Annotated in this window: 14 protein-coding genes and 1 pseudogene; 5 read left to right on the forward strand and 10 right to left on the reverse strand. The window is 41.4% G+C overall.

Annotated features, from left to right (window positions below; translation table 11 throughout):
* Nucleotides 1-51 precede the first annotated feature (51 nt).
* The 3 genes from glcD to AC3WTL_RS09070 all read left to right on the forward strand — a co-directional run bounded on the left by glcD (nt 52) and on the right by AC3WTL_RS09070 (nt 3,098).
* A complete protein-coding gene (glcD, locus tag AC3WTL_RS09060) occupies nt 52-1,464 on the forward strand; it encodes a glycolate oxidase subunit GlcD (protein WP_248346758.1) in 1,413 nt (470 codons plus the stop codon).
* On the forward strand, nt 1,461-2,786 hold the full coding sequence (locus tag AC3WTL_RS09065; protein ID WP_248346756.1) for a (Fe-S)-binding protein: 1,326 nt from the start codon (nt 1,461-1,463) through the stop codon (nt 2,784-2,786). The genes glcD and AC3WTL_RS09065 overlap by 4 nt, the downstream gene beginning before the upstream one ends.
* Before the next feature lie 111 nt (nt 2,787-2,897).
* Entirely contained in the window at nt 2,898-3,098 is a 201-nt protein-coding gene (locus AC3WTL_RS09070; protein ID WP_048011658.1) for an alpha/beta-type small acid-soluble spore protein, read from the forward strand.
* Between the two features lie 52 nt (nt 3,099-3,150).
* Here AC3WTL_RS09070 and AC3WTL_RS09075 read toward each other — a convergent pair whose 3' ends face one another.
* The 7 genes from AC3WTL_RS09075 to AC3WTL_RS09105 form a co-directional block, all read right to left on the reverse strand.
* Entirely contained in the window at nt 3,151-4,302 is a 1,152-nt protein-coding gene (locus AC3WTL_RS09075) for an anti-sigma factor domain-containing protein (protein ID WP_492369301.1), read from the reverse strand.
* The gene (gene sigI / locus AC3WTL_RS09080) at nt 4,299-5,045 is read right to left on the reverse strand and encodes an RNA polymerase sigma factor SigI (protein WP_048011656.1); all 747 of its coding nucleotides are present in this window, start codon (nt 5,043-5,045) and stop codon (nt 4,299-4,301) included. The genes AC3WTL_RS09075 and sigI overlap by 4 nt, the downstream gene beginning before the upstream one ends.
* Nucleotides 5,046-5,162: 117 nt before the next feature.
* Complete coding sequence (locus AC3WTL_RS09085) at nt 5,163-6,446, reverse strand: DUF5667 domain-containing protein (protein ID WP_492369302.1); 1,284 nt, start codon at nt 6,444-6,446, stop codon at nt 5,163-5,165.
* Between the two features lie 206 nt (nt 6,447-6,652).
* Nucleotides 6,653-7,129, reverse strand: a complete 477-nt coding sequence (locus AC3WTL_RS09090; protein ID WP_492369303.1) for a hypothetical protein — start codon at nt 7,127-7,129, stop codon at nt 6,653-6,655.
* 155 nt (nt 7,130-7,284) lie between these two features.
* Nucleotides 7,285-10,569 (reverse strand): efflux RND transporter permease subunit, encoded by a 3,285-nt coding sequence (locus tag AC3WTL_RS09095; protein ID WP_492369304.1) that lies wholly within the window; start codon nt 10,567-10,569, stop codon nt 7,285-7,287.
* Nucleotides 10,570-10,755: 186 nt separating this feature from the next.
* Complete coding sequence (nhaC, locus tag AC3WTL_RS09100; RefSeq protein ID WP_492369305.1) at nt 10,756-12,135, reverse strand: Na+/H+ antiporter NhaC; 1,380 nt, start codon at nt 12,133-12,135, stop codon at nt 10,756-10,758.
* A 393-nt stretch (nt 12,136-12,528) separates the two neighbouring features.
* Entirely contained in the window at nt 12,529-14,106 is a 1,578-nt protein-coding gene (locus tag AC3WTL_RS09105; protein ID WP_197214703.1) for a peptide chain release factor 3, read from the reverse strand.
* A 189-nt stretch (nt 14,107-14,295) separates the two neighbouring features.
* On the opposite strand from AC3WTL_RS09105, the gene AC3WTL_RS09110 reads away from it, so the two are divergent.
* Nucleotides 14,296-15,171 (forward strand): metal-dependent hydrolase, encoded by an 876-nt coding sequence (locus AC3WTL_RS09110; RefSeq protein ID WP_248346748.1) that lies wholly within the window; start codon nt 14,296-14,298, stop codon nt 15,169-15,171.
* A 194-nt stretch (nt 15,172-15,365) separates the two neighbouring features.
* The gene (locus AC3WTL_RS09115; protein ID WP_252221368.1) at nt 15,366-16,583 is read left to right on the forward strand and encodes a NupC/NupG family nucleoside CNT transporter; all 1,218 of its coding nucleotides are present in this window, start codon (nt 15,366-15,368) and stop codon (nt 16,581-16,583) included.
* Nucleotides 16,584-16,728: 145 nt separating this feature from the next.
* Here AC3WTL_RS09115 and AC3WTL_RS09120 read toward each other — a convergent pair.
* The 3 genes and pseudogenes from AC3WTL_RS09120 to AC3WTL_RS09130 all read right to left on the reverse strand — a co-directional run.
* Nucleotides 16,729-16,857 (reverse strand): annotated as a pseudogene (locus tag AC3WTL_RS09120) (transposase); the annotation flags it as partial.
* A 311-nt stretch (nt 16,858-17,168) separates the two neighbouring features.
* Nucleotides 17,169-18,854, reverse strand: coding sequence for an alpha,alpha-phosphotrehalase (gene treC, locus AC3WTL_RS09125; protein WP_248346746.1), 1,686 nt, complete (start codon nt 18,852-18,854; stop codon nt 17,169-17,171).
* A gap of 321 nt (nt 18,855-19,175) precedes the next feature.
* On the reverse strand, nt 19,176-20,852 hold the full coding sequence (locus AC3WTL_RS09130; RefSeq protein WP_248346745.1) for a glycoside hydrolase family 13 protein: 1,677 nt from the start codon (nt 20,850-20,852) through the stop codon (nt 19,176-19,178).
* Nucleotides 20,853-20,923 lie beyond the last annotated feature (71 nt).

A 20,923-nucleotide genomic window follows, 5' to 3' on the forward strand; every position in this document is an offset into this window, starting at 1 on the left:
TATACTTAAAGAATAGATATTGCCAGCCTGCTAGTAAAGGAGAGGATCTATTTGGTTGACGTTCAAATAAAAGAAAAATTTGTCGCCATTGTTGGCGCAAAAAATTATGATGACTCAAAAGCCGGGCGCCTCGTTTATTCTTATGATGCAACTCCCAATTTCCAATCGATGCCCGATGCGGTGATCAGTCCGCGAAACGCTCAGGAAATTTCCCAAATCCTCAAAATTTGCAGCAGCAGAGGAATTCCAATCGTACCAAGAGGATCAGGCACCAATTTATGTGCAGGCACCTGTCCTACAGAAGGCGGAATTGTTCTCCTGTTTAAGCATATGAATAATATTATTGAAATCGATGAAGAAAACCTGACAGCTACAGTGCAGCCGGGTGTTATCACGCTTGATATGATTAATCAGGTTGAAGCAAGAGGGCTTTTTTATCCCCCTGATCCAAGTTCAATGAAGATAAGCACAATCGGCGGAAACATCAATGAAAATTCGGGCGGACTGCGCGGATTAAAATATGGTGTTACAAGGGACTATGTGATGGGACTGGAAGCTGTACTAGCGAACGGAGACATTATCAGAACGGGAGGCAAGCTTGCAAAGGACGTGGCAGGATATGATTTTACCAGGCTGCTGGTTGGATCTGAAGGAACTTTAGGAATTATTACAGAAGCCACATTAAAGTTAATCCCGCTTCCTGAAGCAAAACAGACAATGCTTGCTCTCTTTCAGGATCTGGAACAAGCTGCGAAATCCGTCTCAAAGATCATCGCTGACAAAATCATTCCGGCCACGCTTGAATTTTTAGATCAGCCAACACTAAAAGCAGTAGAAGATTTCGCACAAATCGGTTTGCCGACTGATGTTAAAGCTGTACTTCTTATCGAACAGGATGGGCCGGTTGACGTTGTGGAAAAGGATATGCAAAAAATGGCTGAAATCTGTCAAAAGCAAGGAGCTGTATCGGTACAGCTTGCAAAATCTGAACAAGAAGCCGAAGCCTTAAGGACAGCAAGACGTGCCGCCTTATCGGCTCTTGCACGCTTAAAGCCGACAACCATTCTTGAAGATGCTACAGTGCCAAGATCTGAAATTGCCAATATGGTAAAAGCCATAAATGAAATTTCCCAAAAATACGGGCTCTCCATCTGTACCTTTGGCCATGCGGGTGATGGAAACCTTCATCCGACATGCCCTGCAGATGCCCGGGATAAAAACGAAATGGAACGGGTTGAAAAAGCTTTTGAAGAGATTTTTATCAAGGCGATAGAATTAGGAGGAACTATAACAGGAGAACATGGAGTAGGAGTCATGAAAGCTCCTTATCTGGAACTGAAGCTGGGCCAGGCAGGGATCGATGCCATGAAGGCTGTAAAGACTGGCTTAGACCCCAATAATATTCTTAATCCCGGCAAAATTTTTGCCAAGGACAATAGAAAACGTGTGGTGGTTACACAATGACAACATTAAAAGAACAGACAGTCATTCAGGAAGAATTTGAGAAGCGAATGGATGAAGATGAGCTCCTGAATTGCATGCGCTGTGGGTTTTGTCTCCCTTCATGCCCTACTTATGTCGAGTCAGGCTTTAAAGAAGCGCACTCTCCAAGGGGACGGATTGCATTAATGAAAGCTGTTGCTGACGGATTGATTGAACCGGATGAAGATGTTGAGAGATCTCTTGATCTTTGCCTTGGCTGCCGGGCATGCGAACCTGTATGTCCTTCTGGGGTAAAATATGGACACTTGCTGGAAGAAGCGAGGGATATTATTAACCAGAATAAGAAACACTCACTTCCGGTCAGAGCGGTTCGCAATTTGGTCTTTAATGGGCTTTTCCCCCATCAGAACAGAATGAGGGCAGCTGCAGGGCTGTTGGGCTTTTATCAGCGTTCAGGCCTGCAATCGGCCGCCAGAAAAACAGGGATGCTGAATTGGCTTCCAAAAAACTTCGGTGCAATGGAAAAGGTACTTCCTCAAGTACCAAAATTAAAAAAAATGAAAAATAGACCATCCTATTTCCCAGCAGAAAAGCCAGTAAAGAAAGCCGCTTTTTTTACCGGGTGTTTAATGGACACGATGTTCCTTGAAACCAATAATGCAACAATAAAGCTTCTCCAGCTTGCCGGATGTGAAATTCATATTCCTCAAAATCAGGCTTGCTGCGGTGCTCTTCACGGTCATAGCGGTGAAAAGCAGACAGCTAAAGATCTGGCAAAGCGGAACATAGAAGCTTTTGAAAAACTGGACGCAGACTATATCATCACAAATGCAGGAGGATGCGGTGCATTCCTTATTGACTATGGCCACCTGCTTAAAGATGACCGGGAATGGCATGAAAGAGCTGTAAAGTTTTCGGAAAAACTCAAAGATATCAGCCAAATTCTATATGAACTTGAATTTCATAAAAAAGTTCAACTTGAGCTTCCGGGGCAGGTCGTAACCTATCAGGATTCCTGCCATTTGCGCAATGTCATGAAAACCTCCATAGCACCTCGTACGCTTCTGAATTCAATCAGGGGCATTGAATTCAGGGAAATGAAAGATGCGGACAGATGCTGCGGTTCTGCCGGTATTTATAATATTGTTGAATCTGAAATGTCTATGCAAATACTTGATCATAAAATGATTCAGGCCAAGTCAGCAAATGCTGCAGTGATCGTGACCTCTAATCCAGGCTGTCTTCTGCAGATGAAGCTGGGGATCGAACGGGAAGGTTTGCAGCATAAGATTAAAGCAGTTCACATCGCAGACATCCTATTAGAGGCTGCCTGTGCAAAATAGCTATGCTGCTTATGCCGAAATATTACCACTTATGAAAACTCCTTTTTAATTCATACTACAAATACAGAGGGATGGTAACTCTGTAAGACCAATAAAAAGGAGTTGAATACAATGGCAAGAAGCAGCAATAAGCTTTTAGTTCCTGGCATTGAACAATACATGGACCAGGTTAAATATGAAATTGCCCAGGAATTTGGTGTTCAATTAGGCTCTGATACAGTATCCCGGGCTAACGGATCTGTAGGCGGAGAAATTACTAAGCGGCTTGTCCAGCAAGCTCAAGCCCAAATGTCCGGCCAGAATAAACAATAACAACTTCATATAAATGGAAAAAGTCCGGAGCCTGCTCCGGACTTTGATTTTATCATTTTCCTCTATCATCATGCTTCCCTTGATTGTTTCCGCTGCCTTTATTGGAATTGTCACTATTCTTCTGGTTTTTCTCATGACCTTTCCAGCCTCTGTTTTTCCCATTATCATGTTCTTTGGAACTTCTCTCAGGATTATTTCTATTTTCAATACCCTTGTTATTTTTTTTTTCGCTTGGATGATTCGGATGTTCTTGGACTTTTATCTTATTTCCCTGATCATTCTTTCCATCATGATCGTGTCTTTTTTCATGATTATTTCCATTGTTTTTCCCGCTGTTATTCTGCTGTTTTTGCTGGTTCTCAGATTTCTTTAATTGCCCCGGAACAGCAGGTTCTTCTTTATTAACTCCTTTATTCCCCTGCTTTTTTAATTGGCTTTGGGTATTTTCTGCAGGTTTTGGAGGAGATTGTGTTTCTTTATCTGCCTGTTTATTAGGATTTACAGGTTCAGAATATTCCTTCCTGTCATCGTCAGCCTTTAATTTACTTTCTTTATATATCCCGGCTGACAGTCCTTTTTCAATAGCGGCTTCTCTTTCCTCTTCACTTGCTTCCAGTAAAGTTACTTCAAGCTGCTCTTTTTGTGCAGCTTGTTTTATATCTGCTAACTCTTTCTGAATGTGCTCATCCGCTTCTTTAATCTGTTCTGTATAAACGGCTGCAATGACTATTTCGTTATTTTCCTTTAAATAGCCCTGCTTCTTTATCTGAAGGAGAATTTTGTCAGCCACTTCATGAATGCTGTTCTTTTTCCAGTTCTTGATGTTCTGGATAATAAGTTTTCCTTCTTCATTATAAGGAATGAGTTCTACTACCTGATATTCCTGATTGACCCCTAATTCAATACTCGGATTGACGTCTATTGACATATAAGCGTACACTTCGTCGTTTTGCAAAAACGGCAGAAAAGACACGATTGCGAGCATCAACGCAAATGCTGTTGCCATTAATCCTTTTCCTCTGGACAATCTAAAAATTAATAGAGGACGCGACAACTTTCCGTCTTTCAGTTCTATTGGGAAGAAGGCAATTTCCTGGCCTATTGCGTATGCCCGATCTTGTTTTCGGGCACGCAGAAATTCTCCTTCCGGGGTTAATAGTGTTAAAAAACGTTCGTTTATTTCCATGATTATACCTGTTTTCACGTTTCCAACACCCCTTTGATATAATCCTTTAAAAAGACATAATCGCCAGTTAATATCAGTGATATGGCAATTATATATTTTCTATTTCTCTCTATTGTTTTTCTGCTTAAAGATACATAACCCTCCAGCTGCTTTATTGGCAGCTTTTTTTTGTCAAAAAGAATACTTTTGAGTTCTTCATTTTCAACCAGAATTTTGGCTACAGTCATCGCATTTTTTCGTGCATCCGCATGTTTTGGGGATTGTTCGATCAGATCGCTGAAGGTAAGGCCGAATTCCTGAAGAATCTGTGTAAACTGGAAAATTTCTTCTTTCCTCAGTTCTTCATCTGTTTTTTTTCTGTAATCTTCAATGGACAATTCGTCTTCTATTGCCGAGCTGGCCGTATCATCATCTTCCAGTTTAGAGACTCCATTAAAGCTGAGATTTTGAAATTTGGATTGCTTACGGATATAATCAATAACCCGCCTTTTAATAAGTACTTCCGAAAAACTGATCAATGAACTACCCTTATCAGGACTGTACTTTTGAATAGCTTCATTAAAGGCTATGAGGCCAATGCTAAATTCATCATCAGATTCATGAATATATCTCTTGCAGACTGATGATACTGTTTTAGCAATAAACGGCTTATATGACTCTATTAGCTCATTATTTAATGCTGTATCTCCCTGCTGTATTAACTCTACCGTTTCTTCGAGCGATTTCTTCCGCTTCTTCGCCATAAACAATAAGCTTAGCAATAGCCCCACCTCTTTTCAAAACACATTATACCATACGGTGTCCAGATTATTTTTTTTTGGGTGGTTTTATTGGCTAAGGAAAAGAAAGCCTTGCAGTGCTTTCCTTTCCAGATAAAATTAGTTGCCTTTATTCTCTTTCCCTTGACCTTTTGCCTGTTCAGCTCTCTCTTTTCCCTTGCTGGCATGGCTTTTTGCCTCAGTCTGCTTTTCTTCAACTTTCTTTGCCTGCTGTTCTTTTGCTGCTTTTCTAGCTGCCTCACGTGCTTCTCTTTCAGCTTCTTTAGCTGCTTCGCGTGCTTCTTTTGCTGCTTTTCTAGCTTCTTCACGTGCAGCCTTTGCTTCCGCTCTCTTATTGGCTTCTAAAACTTTTGCTTCTTCATGTGCCTTTTTCTTCTCAGCCTTGGCTGCATTTTTTGATTCTTTAGACACCTTCACGGGAACTGCACGTGTCACAGCTTCTTCTTCAGAAGCTGATTCATCAATTTCTTTCGCTGAATCGTCTGCTGATTCCATTTCTGAAAAAGCTTCTTCAGATTTAACTGGTTCAGGCTCTTCTGCAGCCTGCCCATCCTGGTCATTTCCTGCATATCCTTTTTCCAGGCCGATCAATTGGTCAGACCATTTTTCAGAGAACTTAGCAATGTTCTTTTGCATCGCTAAAATAGCAGGATGATTTTCATCGAACCTATCTGAAAACTTAGCCAGATTTGCCTTTAGGGTAATGATATTTTGAGCAAGGATTTCTTTTACTTCTTCTTCCGTTTCCTTGTCCACTGTGTCATTATCAGAATCAAGCTCATCATCGACATCATCCTCAGCCTGAACATCCTCTTCAGATGCCTCATCCTCAGCTGATTCGTCTTCGCTAATTAGATCACTGCTGTTCTCATCATCTGATTTAGACTGTTCAGAGTCTTCATTAGCTTCTTCAACAATGTTTTCAGCATTTTCCATTTGTTCTAATGCTTTTTCTATTGCTGCTAATGCTTCTTCTTCCTTTCCTTCAGCAAAAAGGGCTTCTGCTTCAGCCATACGCTCTGCAGCATAACCGGCAAGCAATTTTGCCTCTTTAACATCATCAAAAGTTAGAGCAAGCTTTACTTTTTCCAAAGCCAGCTTCGCAAAGTAGAAAAAGCTTCCAGGCAATAAAGATGGTGTTTCTGATTCAATCTCATCAAGCTTTTCTGTAGAATCGTCAATGGCTTCTGCTTCAACATTATTTGTTTCAGCTATCGCTTTGGCTGATTGGTCATTTTTTAATTCAACTGTTTCAAAATCTGCTTCTTCGCTATTTTCACTTGCAAAGGCTGCTGTTCCTGAGAATGTGAATGCTCCTGCAATCACTACTGCCAATGTACTCTTTGCCATTTTATTCATTTCTTTGCCGGATAAAAATTTCAATGATTTCACCTCATGATTTAATCACAAGCGGCCGCTTTGTTCATTACAACTGTACGGATTCATGGAAGAGATTTTTGGGGGTTCTAGAAAATTATTTATTAAAAAAAGAAAAAAAGCTTTAACAAACACTAAATTGATTAGTGTGCTAAAGCTTTTTTAAATTAAGGAGTCAAATGGTTACCGTCTTTATATAGGAATGTGCCGCCTTAACTTTGTACCTGATGCTTTCTCCATTTCAAAATGACCCACCTGATCAAAAGACCGGTTACTACACCTGGAATAACAAAGATCATAGGAAGAAAGACCGGCCCAAAAAAAATCCCAAACAATTTGAGTTTTGTTGAGTACATTAGACCTACTGTGACAAAATAGGCACTGAATACAAAAGGAAGGAATGATAATTCTTCCTTTTCCGGCATAGCACTGCGGTATGCATCCCACATTGCAAACATGTAAAGACAAGGATAAAACATGAGCCACTGATAATTAAGGACATGAACAGCTTTATCAATTTCGCCCATGAAACTGTACATGATGGCCGAATTAAAATGGCTGTAAACATTAATGATAAATTCAAGGACGACAAACAATGTCCCCTTCCACAGCTGCCCCGCCAATAATTGGCTAAAACCCGGCAATGCAATACTCCAAAAAACCGCTTCTAATTTACTGAGTTTTTTCATTTCATTACCACCAGCTACAAGTCGATGCTTTTATTGTGCTCTGAAAATTGGTCAATTATCAATTTATTTTCCAGATTTTTTCCTGAAACACCATCTAAAAATTAGGCTTCAGTGCAAAAATAAGACCCCTTCATTAGAAGGAGCCTTTATCAGATCTAGAAATTATCATCCCGTTTCTGGTTTTTCTTATCATCATCATCCCTTTTTACAATTTTTAACAACTCCTCCAGCATGGCTGCCATATCATCTCTGCTGTAGGATTTAGCCTCAGAGGATTGAAGCTGTTTTTTGTCTTCGTCATTATCGTGATTCCAGTTTTTGTCCACTCTTTCTTCAAGCAGGTAAGCTGGCACTAAGTGTCCATCCGGTGTTGCATACATTTTATTTAATCGCCGTGTATCCTTGTCAAAAAAGCTATATACAACTGGTATGACAAATAGTGTCAGGAATGTACTGCTGATCAGCCCGCCAATAAGAGTAATTCCCATGGGCTGGTTAATTTCTGTTCCTTCTCCAATGCCAAGTGCTAAAGGCACTAAGCCAAGTATAGTAGTTAAGGCCGTCATGAATATTGGCCTTGCACGGTCCTTAACTGAAATAATTATGGCATCGTAGCTCTTAAGACCCTGCTCTTTCTTTTGGTTAATATAATCGACAATCACTATTGCATTATTAACTACAATTCCTGCAAGCACAATAATCCCGATTATGGCTGTTAAACTAATAGGTGTTTGGGTTGCTGTAAGAGCAATTGCCACGCCTATCACCATGAGCGGCACAGTAAACATGATAACCAGCGGATACTTAAGCGACTCAAATTGGGCTGCCATGACAAGATAAATAAACACGATTGCCAGTACAAATGCCAGAATCAGGTCATCAATGGATGATTCCAGCAATTCTCTGTCACCGCTAAAAACGATTTCTGTTTCATCCGGCAATTTCAGATCGGCAATTTCTTTATCCACTTCTTTTGACATGGCACCCATGTTTGTTGAAGATTTGTACTTTAATGTAAATTGGACAGCATCCTGCTGATTAATGCGCTGAATATTTACCGGTCCTTCTCCTCGCTCAATATTGGCTACATCACTCAGAGCGGCATAATTGCCATCAGGTTTTTTAATAAGCAATTTCTTCAAATTCTCTATATCCTGTGTGACTTCCCGATCGTACTCAACAAAAACGCCATAGATATTCGATTCATCATCTATCATTTGTGTAGCCCGATTGCCCCGGGTTACATCATTTACTGCCATGGCTACCTGGGCGGGAGCCAGACCCTCTTCAAGAGCCTTTTCACGGTCCACAGTAATTTGAATTTCTTCAACAGTATCCATGAGATCAGTCGATAATTCGGTTACATCCTCAAGGTCTTTCAATGCATTATAGATTTTATCAACATTTTCCTTTAGTCGGTTGGGATCTGTTTCCCTCACACTGAAGGTCAGTGTATTCGGTGATGTACCTGCTGTAGACTGTGTATTAAATGAGAGTTCTGCAGTTTCATTAACCTTTGATGCAGCACTTTCCAGATCCTTTTTCACCTCATCGACAAATTCAAAAGTAGACCTTTCCCTCTGGTCCAGCTCTTTCATTTTGATATACAATTCAGCGATATTGGCATTTTTCGAGCCCCGGAAGGACCCTTCCTGTGTAGTTCCGATTAGACTGACAAAGGTATCAACTTCTTCTTCATCCTTTAGTTCATCCTCTAAAGCTGATACAGCCTTTTCTGTTTCTGAAAGTGCAGTGCCGTTCTCAAGCTCCATACGCACCGTAAAAAAGCCCTCATCTGCATTTGGCAAGAATTGTGTGCCTACTGTGGTCAATCCAAAGCTGCCCGCTGCCAATAACAGCATGGTAATAGCTATTACCGCTGCACGATTCCGCAAAGACCACTTGATCGATTTTTCAAGTGATCGCATTAAGCCTGTTTCCTGCCTTTTTGCCTCCGTGTTTGTTCTTGGAGACTTCAGAAGCCTGCTCGCAAGCATTGGCACTATTGTCAGGGCAACAACCAAAGATGCAAATAAGCTAAAGGAAATGGTCAGGGCAAACTCCTTAAACAATTCTCCGATTATTCCAGTTATAAATACCACTGGGAGGAATACTGCAACTGTTGTCAGGGTGGAAGCCGTAATTGCACTTCCTACTTCTTTTGCCCCAACACTTGCCGCCGTTTTCGGATCTTTTCCCATTGATAAGTGGCGGTATATGTTCTCAATAACCACGATGGAATTATCCACCAGCATGCCTATTCCAAGCGCCAATCCGCCAAGAGTCATAATATTTAAGGTGAAATCGGAAAAATACATTAACACAAATGTGAAAATAACTGAATAAGGAATAGAAATTCCGATGATGAGTGGACTTTTGACATTTTTCAAAAAGAAAAACAGCACAATCATAGCAAAAATACCGCCGAGAATCAGTGAATTGGAGATATTTCCTATTGCAAGACTTATGTAATCCCCCTGGTCGAAAAGAATTTCTGATTCAATATTTTCAAACTGTTCCTTTTCAAGAAGATTATCCAATTGCTTTATAAATTGGTCTGAAACCTCTGCCGTATTAGCATCGGACTGCTGGAGGACACTCAGTAAGACAGATGGAGCCTGGTTTGTGCGTGTAATGGTTCGATCATCCTGGCTGGCCAGCTGAACCTCTGAGATATCATCAAGGCTTACTTTATTGCCTGTTGCAGGATCAATTGTTACCGTAAGTTTTTTCAGTGTATCGAGGGAATCAATGGAGCTGATAATTCTGGTTGTCAGCTCTTTTCCCTCAGTCAAAACAGGATCACCCGGCATTGATATATTATTGGATTCAACTACATCCACAACATCAGCCTGGCTAAGTTTGAAATCTCTCAGCTTTTCCTGGTCCAGCTCCACTCTTACTTCCTTAATCGCAGTTCCGGAGAGATTTACGCTTGCTACTCCTTCAACTTTAGACAGCTCGAGGTTCAGTTCTTCAGCAAGCCTTCTTAATGCTTCAGGCTCCTCATCTGCACTAAGAGATAATTGAATAATCGGAAACTGAGCAGGATCGAACTTCATAAATCGCGGTTTATCAGCTTCTTCAGGAAGCTGTGTCTGATCCAGTCTTTGAATGACCTCACTTTGTATTTCATCAATATCTGTAGTCCAGGAAAATTGCATCAAAATGAAGTTTGCGCTCTCCTGTGAGGTAGAAGTCAAGGTTTTAATCCCCGGCAATGTTGCCAGATTTTCTTCCAGCGGCTTTGTTACTTTTTCCACCACTTCATCGGGACTTGCTCCAGGATACGAAGTGACTACTACTCCTACAGGAGGATTAAGATCTGGTATAAGTTTTAATGGAATATTTAAGAGGGAGACTACTCCTAAAATAAGCACTAAGAACATCGTAACCAATGTAAAAATTGGCCTTTTGATTGAAAAATCGCTTATTCGCACACATTCTGCTCCTTTCAATGACTGGATGAGATAATCTTGGGATCGATGGATGTAGAAATTAACACATTTTAACTATATTAAAGCAGCTATTGCGATGCAAGCAATCAGTGTGCTGTCAATTATAATATGAAAAATTACAGCAGCTCCTAATCCACAGAAAAAAGCAGCCTAAGCAGCTGCTTTCCTCTATAATTTTTCGATTTTCAAACCAGTAAATCCATAGATTAAGGTGATTACAGGACTGAGCAGACAGAATAATGCAAATGGCATATAAGCTGTTGTTTCTACACCTAAAACACCTGTCAGAAATACTCCGCAGACACTCCACGGAACTAATGGGTTTACTACCGTGCCTGCATCTTCAAGGATTCTGGAAAGATTCTTTGGGTGCAGCCCGGCTTTTTCAAAAGGCTCTCTGAAAGCATTTCCTGTTAGAAGAATAGACAGGTACTGCTCGCCAAGGAGGAAATTAATCCCAATCGCTGTTCCTGCTGCTGCCGCCACTAGAGCTGATATCCGATTCAAAAACCCTTTGACCCCTTCCAGAAGAGCTGGAAGGATTCCAAGCTTAAAGAATAAACCGCCCATAGAAAGCGCGAGTAATACCAAAGAAATCGAAAACATCATGCTCTCCATGCCGCCTCTTGATAAAAGGGCGTCAATTTCCTCTGAACCGCTATTTGAAGCATATCCTGAAAACAGCAATGTCAAAACTTTTTGTAAGCTGAAGCTGCTTTGAACGATAACGGCAAAGATTAATGCAGATACGATGCCAGCAGATAGCGTAATAATTGCCGGTACTCTTTTAATGGCCATTATAGTCAAAATGGCAAATGGAATGAGGGAGTACCAATGCACCAGTCCCTCATCCAGCAAAGTTTTTTTCAGCTGGGCAATCTTTGAGAAATCAGATGCTGCCTCCGATGGTGACAGGAAAGCAAAGATTGCCAGAGAAATGATAAATGAAGGAATTGTTGTCCAGGCCATCGTCTTGATATGCTCAAATAAATCCACCTTAACTGTTGATGATGCCAGGTTGGTTGTATCGGATAGGGGGGACATTTTATCGCCAAAAAATGCGCCGGAAATAACTGCACCTGCCGTAATTGCATCCGAGAGCCCCAAAGCAGAGCTGACTCCCATAAAGGCCACTCCCAATGTAGCAGCTGTTGTAAGTGAGCTTCCTATACTCATGCCGATCACTGATGCTACCACAAAAACAATGGCATAAAAGAACTCTCCATTAACAACTTCCAAAGCCATGTAAATGAATGTAGGAATCGTGCCGCTCGCCATCCAGCTGCTTATCAGCATTCCGATTAAAAAGAAGATGAAAATAGCCCCTAATCCGGACTGGGCACCTTCAATAAGCCCCTTTTCCAGCTGTGTTATAGATACTTTTCTTATTAAACCGTAAGCTATTAACCCCATTATCGCGAAAACAACCGGAATATGAGGAACTGCCCCGGCAAAAATAATCGAGTAGCTGATTCCGCCTAAAATGATGAAAGTGACAATGAGTGCCTCCAGGGGCTTTAAATTTAATGCTGACTGATCATGATGCATAATGTATTCCTCCTAAATTTGCCTGTAATTTTATACAAACAAAAAGAGCCCTCTCGCCTATAGGGACGAAGGAGCTCCGCGGTACCACCCTAATTGATAAGCTAATGCTGCTTACCCACTTAAAAAGTATTGTCCATATTGAATGCAGTTGTATTTCGACCATTGCTGCCTGGATTTTCATCAGCCATCCAGTTTCTATTTGCTGCCGGCAATTACTCTACTTATGCTGCGGACAAGATCTTTGATTGAGATTACACTTTCTGCTTTTTAACTTAAACGCTTTTTAGCGTTAAAGTGTGCGTGTTACTACTATATTATCAATTGATAGATATGTCAATAGTAATGAGAAAGGAATAAATGGAAGCTAAAACGGCCCATAAAGGGCCGCCAGCTTTATTCCGAGTCCATCGGATTATATAATTTTACATCAGGATTCTTTTCCTGGAACCATCTGAGTGCAAAGTCATTTTCAAATAGAAAGACATTTTTGCCGTAACGGTCTTTAACCAGGAGGCTTCTTCCGCTGGAAAGGTTTTCGTTGACCTCATCGCCTTCTACCCAGCGTGCGATCTTGGAGCCCTGTCTTTCCATATATACTTCTGTGTTATACTCATTTTTCATGCGGTGTTCAAAAACTTCAAACTGCAGCTGCCCCACTGCACCCAGGAGGTATTCTTCCATTTTGACTGTCTTAAACAGCTGGATGGCACCTTCCTGAACCAGCTGCTGAATGCCCTTATGAAAATGTTTTTGCTTCATGACATTTTTTGCTGTTACTTTAACAAAAAGCTCAGGTGTAAATTGAGGAAGACGCTCATATTGGAAGTTATTTTTTCCGGCTGTTAATGTATCGCCTATTTGATAAGTTCCCGGATCATAAATTCCGATGATATCTCCGCTGACTGCAGAATCAACTGTACTTCTGTCATCAGCCATGAATTGAGTGGACTGCGCAAGCTTAATGGACTTGCCGATTCTTGGTATATTCACAGCCATGCCCCGCTCAAATTGGCCTGAACAAATTCTTAAGAATGCAATCCGGTCGCGATGTGCAGGGTTCATATTGGCCTGAATTTTAAATATAAAGCCAGAAAATTCTTCTGACAGCGGATCTATTTCCCCTGCAGTCGAATTTCTCGGCTGCGGCGGCGGTGCAAATTGCAGATAAGACTCCAGGAAAGTCTGTACACCAAAGTTGGTCAGCGCGCTTCCAAAAAACACAGGAGTCAGTTCCCCATTTGCAATTCTCTCTCTTGAAAACTCATTGCCCGCTTCATTTAACAGCATAATCTCTTCAAGCGTCTGATCATATAGGCCAGAATCCTTAATGGAATGGTTCCCCTCTATTTCACCTTCCTGATTTAAAGAAATAAAGCGGTCCTCTTCCTCTACTCTAAATTGCTCAATTCGATTATTAAACCTATCATAGATCCCAAGGAATTCTTTTCCCATCCCGATTGGCCAATTCATTGGGTATGATTCAATTCCCATAACTTCTTCTAATTCAGCAAGGAGCTCAAGGGGTGCTTTACCCTGACGGTCAAGCTTATTCATAAAAGTAAATATCGGAATTCCTCTCATGCGGCAGACCTTGAATAATTTAAGTGTCTGCTCCTCAATACCTTTAGCTGAGTCGATGATCATAACGGCACTGTCAACGGCTGTCAGCGTGCGATACGTATCTTCACTGAAATCCTGGTGACCAGGCGTATCAAGAATATTAACACGCGCTCCCTCATATTCAAACTGCATCACGCTGGAGGTTACTGAAATTCCGCGCTGCTTCTCAATCTCCATCCAGTCACTTGTCGCATATTTGCCTGTCTTCTTCCCTTTAACTGTACCTGCATCACGAATGGCACCACCGAACAATAGGAGCTTTTCGGTAAGCGTCGTTTTACCGGCATCCGGATGGGAAATAATCGCAAACGTGCGGCGGGATAAAACTTCTTCATTAAAATTTTTGGGCATAGTAGTTCCTCACTTACTTATATGAAAATTTGTTGATCAAGCAATCAATGCGTCACTTAATTATTGCAATACCTTCAATTTTATCGCTCTCAAGTCAAGTTTGCAACGCATTTAAGATTGCATATTTCTTTTTATTACTCTTTTTGAGGCTTATAATAGGGAAACTAAATGTAAAAAGGGAGGTTAAAAATGGACACAATTACTCATACTTTATTTGGCTTGAGCCTATATGGTGCAGTTGATAAACAGAGGATGGATAAGAACTCCAGGAAAGCGTATCTGCTTACCGCTGTAGGGGCAAGTCAAATTCCCGATATTGATGTCATCTCGCGCTTCTGGGATACAGAAGGACTTTATCAGATGTGGCACAGGGGGATTACCCATTCTGTTTTCCTGACTCCGGTGTGGGCTCTGCTGTTTTTGCTGCTGTCCTTCCTGCTTTTCAGAGTCAAGGATAAGAAGCTTTTCTTGCTGGGATGGCTTGCAGTTTTCATACATAATACAAGCGATTTATTCAATGCATGGGGCACAGGTTATTTGGAGCCATTTTCAACTATGAGAGTTACTTTTGGTACGATTCCAATTGTTGATTTAGTATTTTGGATCATAATGGGAGCAGCCTTTTTCTTTACAAAAAGGAATAAATCAAAATCTCCCTATTATTTTAAAATGGCTTGGGCTTTTATGCTTCTTCACGTGGTAATCCAAAGCACACAGGGATACCTCATTTATAAGCAGTATAACGATCACTATGAACAAGTTGCCCTATCGGCAGAGTTTATACCATGGACTTATTCGGTTATTACAAAGAAAGATGACGAAGTGACCATATTCAATGATACTCTTTTCACCGAAAAGAAGGCCCAATATGTGCTTCAATCAAAAGAAGCTGCGGATTTGGACAAATTGTTTTCTGAGCGTCCTGAAGCTAAAACCCTTTATGAATGGTCTCCATTTGTCGTTCTAGTTGATGATGATGAAAGGCTTGGACTCTACGATCCCCGGTTTTACAGGAACGGCCAGTCATTTTTATTCGAGTATATTGAAAAAAATACGGAAAGATGAGCGCCGTGCTCATCTTTTTCCGTTTATCCCCATTATTTTCTTCATGCATAGTATTTTCATGAATTTATTCCTTTTGCACATAATATAACTATTGAGCTTTACAAGCAGTTTCATAAGGGAATAGGATTACTGGTCAGAACTCTCCCTGCTGATTTTTGCCGGGAAAAACTACTACATATTGAAGAGGTGTAAACATGAATTTTATTTGGGGGATATTCGGTATTATTGTCGTTTTAGGGATAGCCTTCCTGCTTTCAAGCAATAGAAGGGCGATAAGTTTAAGAACAGTAGCGGGAGGGCTTGCCATTCAGCTGATTTTCGCCTTTCTCGTTTTAAAGTGGGAAGGCGGCAGAAAGGGATTGGAATGGCTCACAATGAAGGTAAACGACATAATCAATTACGCCAATCAGGGTATAAATTTTTTATTTGGCGGCCTTTTTACAGATGAATCGGGCATTGCCTTCGTTTTCGCATTTCAGGTTTTGCCTGTTGTAATCTTTTTTTCATCACTGATTTCCGTCCTCTATTACTTAAGGATTATGCAGTTTTTCATTAAAATCCTCGGCGGGGGACTGGCTAAGCTTCTCGGGACCAGAAAAGCGGAATCCATGTCGGCAGCAGCCAATATATTCGTGGGCCAAACGGAGGCACCGCTAGTGGTCCGCCCTTATATTGCTAATATGACAAAATCCGAGTTATTTGCGGTCATGACCGGAGGCCTCGCTTCTGTGGCGGGATCTGTTTTAATTGGGTACTCTTTATTGGGAGTGCCTCTCGAATACCTTCTGGCTGCAAGCTTTATGGCTGCACCCGCTGGATTGATCCTGGCCAAAATAATGCTTCCTGAAACGGAAGATAAAGAAGAGCCTAAGGAATTTGATATGGAAGTCGATAGCGATTCTGCAAATGTCATTGATGCAGCCGCAAAAGGAGCAAGTGTCGGACTGGAGCTCGCTTTAAATATCGGCGCGATGCTGCTGGCCTTTATTGCTTTAGTTGCTTTAATTAACGGGCTTCTTGGATGGGTTGGAGGGTTATTTGGGTTAGAAGGATTGACACTCGAAATCATACTTGGATATGTGTTTTCTCCACTCGCGTTTGCTATAGGAGTTCCATGGTCAGAAGCCGTACAGGCAGGAAATTATATTGGCCAGAAGCTAATATTGAATGAGTTTGTTGCTTATTCTGCTTTTGCGCCGGATATCCCGACTTTATCTGATAAAACGGTGGCGATCGTAAGCTTCGCCCTTTGCGGATTTGCCAATATTTCTTCATTGGGTATTTTGCTGGGAGGACTTGGCGGATTGGCTCCGAACCGCAGGCAGGACATTGCACGGCTTGGCTTGAAGGCAGTTGCTGCAGGTGCCCTGGCATCTATGCTAAGTGCCGCCATAGCAGGAATGCTGTTTTAATGAGCTATGGAATATGGAAAATCCTCCCGTATACCGGGGAGGATTCAGTTTGTCGACAAAAGGGCTTCGGAATGGTCTCATTCCGAAGCCCTTTTGTGAATTTCACTCATTTTCCTTTATATACCGATCTTCCTCTGGCCTCCTTCTAGACCTTTTTAGGCTCCGTCCATGTCCAGCTGGCCATCTTTTTTAAATTGATGGTAGCGAAAGTAAGCATCGCCTGCGCCGACAATTTTTTAAGCCCTCTCAGGGTTGTCCAGCGCATGCCATGCTTTAAAAGCATCTTCTTACCTCAAGCAATTGATATTCCTATTCTATCAAGACTTGGAGAACATGCGATACAAAATTCAGAAAGCCTGTTGATTGGAGTGGAAGGCGCGAAGACTCCCCGGGAGTGCTGGACAGGTGAGACCCCGCAGGCGCGAACGCGCCGAGGAGGCTCAGCGCCGGCCCGCAGGAAAGCGAAGCGCCTGGAACGGAAATCAACAGCCTCGATTACACGCTAAATAAAAAAACTGCAGACAATCTCGTTTTTCATCGAGTTTGTCCACAGTCTGAACCCTCCCGTATACCGGGGGGATTTTTCTATTTCTTTAAATAATAGATAACGGATTCATATGGCCTTAACTGGATGGTCTCCGCAGCTGAAGGTGACTGCTCGTAATTGGCAAGTAAAATTTCTCTTATATATTCATCTGCTTGAATGTGTTCAGGAAGGGTAAATGATGTTTCTTTCCCATAAAAATTATTTACGACCAAAAGTTTTTCATTATCACCATTTCGAACATAAGCAAATACATCAGGATGATCTTCAGAAATCAGTTCATAATCACCATAGGTAATTATATCGTACTGCTTTCGAAGCTGGATCAGCTTTTTATAATGATAGAAAATAGAATTCTCGTCCTTCAATGCGTTTTCGGCATTGATTTTCCTGTAATTGGATGCGACAGGAATCCATGGGGTTCCATCGGAGAATCCGGCATTTTCAGTACTATTCCACTGAACAGGCGTCCGGGAATTATCGCGAGATTTGCTTTTAAGAATGTTAATTATTTCTTCCTCTGTCATTCCTTTTTCCTTAAGAATAGAATAAACATTCAGTGATTCTACATCTCTGTAGTCTTCAATCCTCTCAAAGCCGGGGTTTGTCATGCCAAACTCTTCACCCTGATAAATATACGGAGTTCCCTGCATCATATGAATGGCTGTCGCCAGCATTTTAGCAGATTCACGATGATAATGTTTGTCATCTCCATATCTTGAAACAACCCGGGGCTGATCATGATTGCACCAGAATAAAGCATTCCAGCCTCCCCCAGTGTGCATTTCAGTTTGCCATTTTGATAAAATTTGCTTTAATGCCGTAAAATTAAAATCAGCGAGTGCCCATTTCTCTCCATTAGGGTAGTCCACTTTTAAATGATGAAAGTTGAAAGTCATGCTTAATTCTTCCCGCTCGGGGTTGGAATACTTTATACAATGATCAATTGTAGTGGATGACATTTCCCCAACTGTCATACTATCGTATTTTGAGAATACTTTATCATTCATTTCACGCATAAATTCGTGTACACGAGGGCCGTCGGTATAGAATTTTCTGCCGTCACCCGGAGGTACAGAGCCGTCATCATCCGGAAAATCCTGATCTTTGGAAATCAGATTGATTACATCAAGCCTAAAGCCATCTACACCTTTTTTAAACCAGAATTCCATCATGTCATACACTTTGCGGCGAAGGCCTTCATTTTCCCAATTTAGATCAGCCTGTGTAACATCAAAAAGATGAAGATAGTATTGGCCTGTTGCTTCATCATATTGCCATGCATTTCCGCCAAATTTGGATTCCCAGTTTGTCGGCTCGCTTCCATCTTCCTTAGGATCTTTCCAGATATAAAAATCCCGGAATGGATTGTCTTTTGATTTTTTTGCTTCCTGGAACCATTGATGTTCGGTGGAAGTATGGTTAACAACGATATCCATAATAATTTTAATGTCCCGATTATGGGCTTCTTCAAGGAGCTTATCAAAGTCTGCCATCGTTCCATATTCCTCATGGATGCTGAAATAGTCGCTAATGTCATATCCGTTATCCCGCTGTGGAGATCTATAAATGGGTGTCAGCCAGACGACGTCCACACCTAATTCTTTTAAGTAATCAAGCTTGGCAATAATTCCAGGAATGTCTCCGACTCCATTTCCTGTCGTGTCGTTAAAGCTTTTCGGATAAATTTGATAGACTACTGCTTTTTTCCACCACGGTTGTTTCATTTAGAATCACCCTGTTTAAGTATTTTTAGATGTTTTTCCAGAACTGTTGGCTTATAAATTAAGCACAAATGCTTGTATTCTGCCCGTTGATTTCCGCTTCAGGCACTCAGCAAACCCGCGGTGCGGGCGGTGAGCCTACTCAACGCCCTGCGTCTGCGGGGTCTCACCTGTCCCGCTGCTCCCGCAGGACACTGGATAAGCTCCTTAGGATGTGCACCGCACAAAGAAAATGCGAAAGCATTTTCGAGGATCTCGCGCCTTCCGCTCCTATCAACTCAGTAAAGTATTTAAATATGGGTAGCGTTTTACAAAACTCACATTTTAACCGTTAAAGAGAAGCACTTGAGCTTCATATGGACGAAGTTTCATTGTTCTGCTGATTTGTATATCTTTATAATTCCCAATCAGCAATTCGAATTTTTTCCCCTGGAGGTTTGCAGGGAGTTCTGCTTCAGTGTTTCCGCCATAGAAGTTGCACATGACAAGAAGAGTCTGATTGCCCAGTGTTCTTGTATAGGCGTAGACTTCAGAATGATGATCAAGTATAAGGTTATATTTTCCGTAAATAATAATTTCATTTTTCTTCCTAAGTTCAATAAGCTTTTTATAATAATGAAAGACAGAGTCAGGGTTTTCCATGGCCTTTTCGATATTAATATCTTTATAGTTAGGATTCACTTTTATCCATGGGGTTCCTTTCGTAAACCCTCCGTGCCTGGAAGAATCCCATTGCATTGGCGTTCTTGCATTGTCACGCCCTTTTGCATAGATGGCCTTCAGTGCCTTTTCCTCTGTCCAGCCATCGTTAAGAGCTTCTTTATAAAAATTAAGTGTTTCTATATCTCTGTATTCATCAATGCTTGAGTAACGGACATTCGTCATTCCTATTTCTTCGCCCTGATAAATATATGGAGTTCCCTTCATCATATGCAACAATGTTGCCAGCATCTTTGCTGACTTATCCCAATACTCTCCATCATTCCCGAATCTTGAAACAGAGCGGGGCTGATCATGATTATTAAAGTAAAGGCTGTTCCAGCCAACCTCATCCAGTTCATTTTGCCATTTGGTCAGATTTGTTTTTAAGTCAAATAGATTGAGGGGTTTGAGGTCCCATTTGCCATTTGGCCCGTTATCGAGGCTAACATGTTCAAATTGGAAGACCATATTCAGCTCATTGCGTGATTCCCCCGTATACTGCCGAGCCCACTCCGGATTTACACCAGGCATTTCGCCGACAGTCATCACATCATACTTCGATAACGCCTTTTCATTCATCTCCTGCAGGTATTCATGAATTTTCGGGCCGTTTCGATAATACTTGCTTCCAGAAGCATATTTCTTACCGGGCTTTGGTTCATCATCAGGAAGTCCCTCCACTTTGGAGATAAAGTTGACTACATCCATTCTGAACCCGTCAATCCCTTTTTCAAGCCACCAGGTCATCATGTCGTATATTTCTTTTCTCAGTTTCGGATTCTCCCAGTTTAGATCAGGCTGTTTTTTTGAAAACAGATGCAAATAATATTCTCCTGTACTTTCGTCAAACTCCCAGGCAGATCCCCCGAAATTACTGCCCCAGTTATTCGGTTCCTTTCCATTCTTTCCTTCACACCATATATAGTAGTCCCTGTATGGATTATCTTTCGATTTCCTTGCTTCTGAAAACCAGATATGCTCGTCTGAACTATGGTTCACCACCAGATCCATAATGAGTTTGATGTCTCTTTTATGCAGCTCTCCAAGAAGCTGTTCCCAATCCTTCATAGTTCCAAACTCACGCATAATTTCCTGATAATCACTGATATCATAGCCATTATCATCATTTGGTGATTTATAAACTGGAGAAAGCCAGACCACATCAATTCCAAGCTCTTTCAAGTAATCAAGCCTTGAGATAATTCCCTGCAGATCTCCTATTCCATCTCCATTGCTGTCCATGAAGCTTCGAGGGTAGATTTGGTAAACTACACTCTCTTTCCACCATTGCTTCTTCATAATGCAACCTCCGGTATAATAAAATATTGAGCAAGCCTAAAAATGGCGATACCATGGAATCATAGAACTCC

It is taken from the genome of Cytobacillus sp. EB106-05-05-XG126 (assembly GCF_058791715.1).

Excerpts from the sequence above, each read along its gene's own strand:
- AC3WTL_RS09105 (WP_197214703.1), bottom strand. The coding sequence starts at position 14,106 with ATGCCCAAAAATTTTAATGAAGAAGTTTTATCCCGCCGCACGTTTGCG.
- AC3WTL_RS09110 (WP_248346748.1), top strand. The coding sequence starts at position 14,296 with ATGGACACAATTACTCATACTTTATTTGGCTTGAGCCTATATGGTGCA.
- AC3WTL_RS09070 (WP_048011658.1), top strand. The coding sequence starts at position 2,898 with ATGGCAAGAAGCAGCAATAAGCTTTTAGTTCCTGGCATTGAACAATAC.
- AC3WTL_RS09065 (WP_248346756.1), top strand. The coding sequence starts at position 1,461 with ATGACAACATTAAAAGAACAGACAGTCATTCAGGAAGAATTTGAGAAG.
- treC (WP_248346746.1), bottom strand. The coding sequence starts at position 18,854 with ATGAAACAACCGTGGTGGAAAAAAGCAGTAGTCTATCAAATTTATCCG.
- AC3WTL_RS09090 (WP_492369303.1), bottom strand. The coding sequence starts at position 7,129 with ATGAAAAAACTCAGTAAATTAGAAGCGGTTTTTTGGAGTATTGCATTG.
- AC3WTL_RS09115 (WP_252221368.1), top strand. The coding sequence starts at position 15,366 with ATGAATTTTATTTGGGGGATATTCGGTATTATTGTCGTTTTAGGGATA.
- AC3WTL_RS09130 (WP_248346745.1), bottom strand. The coding sequence starts at position 20,852 with ATGAAGAAGCAATGGTGGAAAGAGAGTGTAGTTTACCAAATCTACCCT.
- nhaC (WP_492369305.1), bottom strand. The coding sequence starts at position 12,135 with ATGCATCATGATCAGTCAGCATTAAATTTAAAGCCCCTGGAGGCACTC.